This is a genomic window from Lujinxingia vulgaris (assembly GCF_007997005.1).
In the GTDB taxonomy this organism is placed as follows: Bacteria; Myxococcota_A; Bradymonadia; order Bradymonadales; family Bradymonadaceae; genus Lujinxingia.
The window spans coordinates 1-2,598 of the sequence record NZ_VOSL01000095.1; the positions used below are offsets into that span (position 1 = coordinate 1).

The 2,598-nt window shown below is 70.4% G+C and carries 2 protein-coding genes and 1 pseudogene; all 3 read right to left on the reverse strand.

Annotated elements, in window-relative coordinates; translation table 11 throughout:
• A partial coding sequence (locus tag FRC96_RS16090) for a biotin/lipoyl-binding protein (RefSeq protein ID WP_146975922.1) occupies window positions 1-476 on the reverse strand: 476 nt, incomplete at its 3' end.
• A gap of 51 nt (window positions 477-527) precedes the next feature.
• Window positions 528-1,193 (reverse strand): glutathione S-transferase family protein, encoded by a 666-nt coding sequence (locus FRC96_RS16095; protein WP_146975923.1) that lies wholly within the window; start codon window positions 1,191-1,193, stop codon window positions 528-530.
• Window positions 1,194-1,712: 519 nt separating this feature from the next.
• Window positions 1,713-2,598 (reverse strand): annotated as a pseudogene (locus FRC96_RS22320) (hypothetical protein); the annotation flags it as partial.

A 2,598-nucleotide genomic window follows, 5' to 3' on the forward strand; every position in this document is an offset into this window, starting at 1 on the left:
ACCTCCCGCTCGACCAGCGCGCGGGTGCGCCGCTCCTCGCCCTCGGCCTCGTTGAGCGAGGCCTGCGCGCGGCGCAGCGAGGCCTGGGAGGAGGCCAGCCCGGCGCGCGCCAGGGCCAGCTGACTCTCGAGCACGGTGGTATCAAAGGTGGCCAGCACCTGGCCCACCTCCACCTCCTCGTTCTTGTCGACGTCGACCGTGGCGAGCTTGCCGGAGATCTCGGCGCCGATCGTCACGGTGCGGCGCGCCTCGACGGTGCCGGTGGCGCTGGCCGAGACGATGATGTCGCCGCGATCGGCGGGCTGCGTCTGCCAGTGGATCGGCTGCTCGCGGGGCCACTGCCACCAGGCCACCGAGGCGATGATTCCCCCCACCACCAGCGTCGATCCCACCCACAGGGGCAGGCGACCGCGGCGGCTTCGCGCCAGGGTGCGCTCGATGGTTTCGGGATCGGGGAGGGGACGTGGTGTGCTCATGCGGGGGCTCCGGCGTTCGTATCACCCGAAAAGGGTTCGTGTCGTAAAGACTCAGAAGGCCAGAGAATATTCGCCGCCCCGCTCAATCGCGCGCTGGTAGGCCTCGCGCTCGCGCAGCTTTTCGACCAGGGCGGTGATGTGCGGGTAGGCGCTGAGGTCACCGCGCTCGGTGGCCGCCTCCAGCGGGAAGCTCATCTGGATATCGGCCGCGCTGAACTCCTCGCCGCAGAAATAGGGGCGGCTGGCGAGCTCGGACTCCCAGTAGGTCATGTGTTTTTTGAGCTCGGGGTTGATGAACTCCTTGTTGACCGCCGCCGAGACGCCTTTGAGCAGGGGACGCGCGAGCAGCGGGCCCTGACGACCGATCTCATGAAAGACGATCTTGAGCATCAGCGGGCTCATCGCCGAGCCCTCGGCGTAGTGCATCCAGTAGGTGTAGCGCAGGCGCTCCGGCGAATCGGCCGGCGGGCGAAGACGACCCTCCCCGTAGCGCTCGACGATATAGTCGATGATCGCGCCGGACTCGGCCACGGTGACCTCGCCGTCGGTGATCACGGGGGATTTCCCCAGCGGGTGGATCGCGCGCAGCTCGGGCGGGGCGAGCATGGTGTCGGGGTCGCGCTCGTAGAACGCGATCTCGTAGTCGCAGCCGAGCTCTTCGAGCAGCCAGAGGATGCGGTGGGAGCGGGAGTTGTTGAGATGGTGGACGGTGAGCATGGGGTTCTCCGTGTCGGGTTGGCACAGGGGTGATCGGTGAGGGCGGGCATCGTCGCCGGGCGATGCCTGCGGGGCAAGGGGGATGGCGACGAGGGGAGGTCACCTCCCCCCTCTCGGGGTCGGTGACCGGCTTCGGAGCCCTAACGGCGCAAAAAAATGGCTCAAGGGGCGGCACGGGGGGGGGTCACCCCCCTGCCCGGGCGTTCGAGGCACGGCTCGGGGGGGAGGTCACCCCCCTCCTCGGGCGTTCGAGGCACGGCTCGGGGGGGAGGTCACCCCCCTCCTCGGGCGTTCGAGGCACGGCTCGGGGGGGAGGTCACCCCCCTCCTCTCGGGCTCGGCGAACGGCTTCGGAGCCCTGGCGGCGCAAAAAAGTGGCTCAAGGGGTGGCTCGGGGGGGAGGTCACCCCCCTCCTCGGGCGTTCGAGGCACGGCTCGGGGGGGAGGTCACCCCCCTCCTCTCGGGCTCGGCGAACGGTTTGGGAGCCTTAGCGACACTCCGAACAGGCCCGGGGAGCCTTCAGGCTTCGTCGTCGGGCGCAGGCGTGGGGGGGCGGCGCGCCACGCGGGTCATCACGACCAGGCGATCGTGGGCGGCGAGCTCCCAGCTCCGACCGCGCTCCGGATTGAGCTCCAGCGCCCTGCCGGGGGCCGACCCTTTGCCCTCGCGGGCGCGGGCGTCGCGCTCCACGCCCAGAAAGACCTCCCCGCGGCGGTTGGCCTCCTCTTCGAGCTCCGCGAAGCCCGAGATACCCGGCTCAAGCTCGTACTCCTCGAGCTGGCGAAAGCCGATCTCGGCACCGCCGGCGGTAAAGAGTTCATCGAGGACCACCGAGAGCTCCCGGCGCAGCGCCACCTGCGCCAGCACATGACTCAGCAAAATCGGGCTGATCATCACCTCACCGACCCGCTCGCCAATGAGCGTCTGGTTGTGGGGGTCGCTCAGCTCCACGAGGCGCTGCAGCGGGGGGCGGCCGCGCTTGCGGGGCTGGCTCAGCGTCTCTTCGAGCGAGAGGTAGCCCATGATCGTGCGGGCGTCGGCCTCCTCGCCACTGACGAGGCGGTCGCTGCTCATGAAGAGCACGTGGTCCGCGAGCGCGATCTCCCGGGCCCCCTCCGCGGCCCAGTGGGTGTAGTCGACCTCGATGTGGCGGCAGAAGCTCTCGGGCAGCTCCAGGTTCTGGTGGCGCAGGCGCTCCAGGCGATCGCGGATGGGGAGCGAGGAGACCACCGTGACCACGAAGGCGCCGGCGCCGTAGGAGCCGAGCTCGGCCAGGAGCGCGGGCACCTTCTCGCTCCACCCGAGCACGAGCACGCGGCGTCCGCGGTGCTCAAGCTCGCGCAGGGGCTCGGCGGCCAGACGTTTGAGCGGGCGCCCGGCCCCGCGCCAGGGCTCCTCGGCCGGG

Bases quoted from the DNA above. Each gene is read 5' to 3' on its own strand.
- FRC96_RS16095 (WP_146975923.1), bottom strand. From the start codon at position 1,193: ATGCTCACCGTCCACCATCTCAACAACTCCCGCTCCCACCGCATCCTC.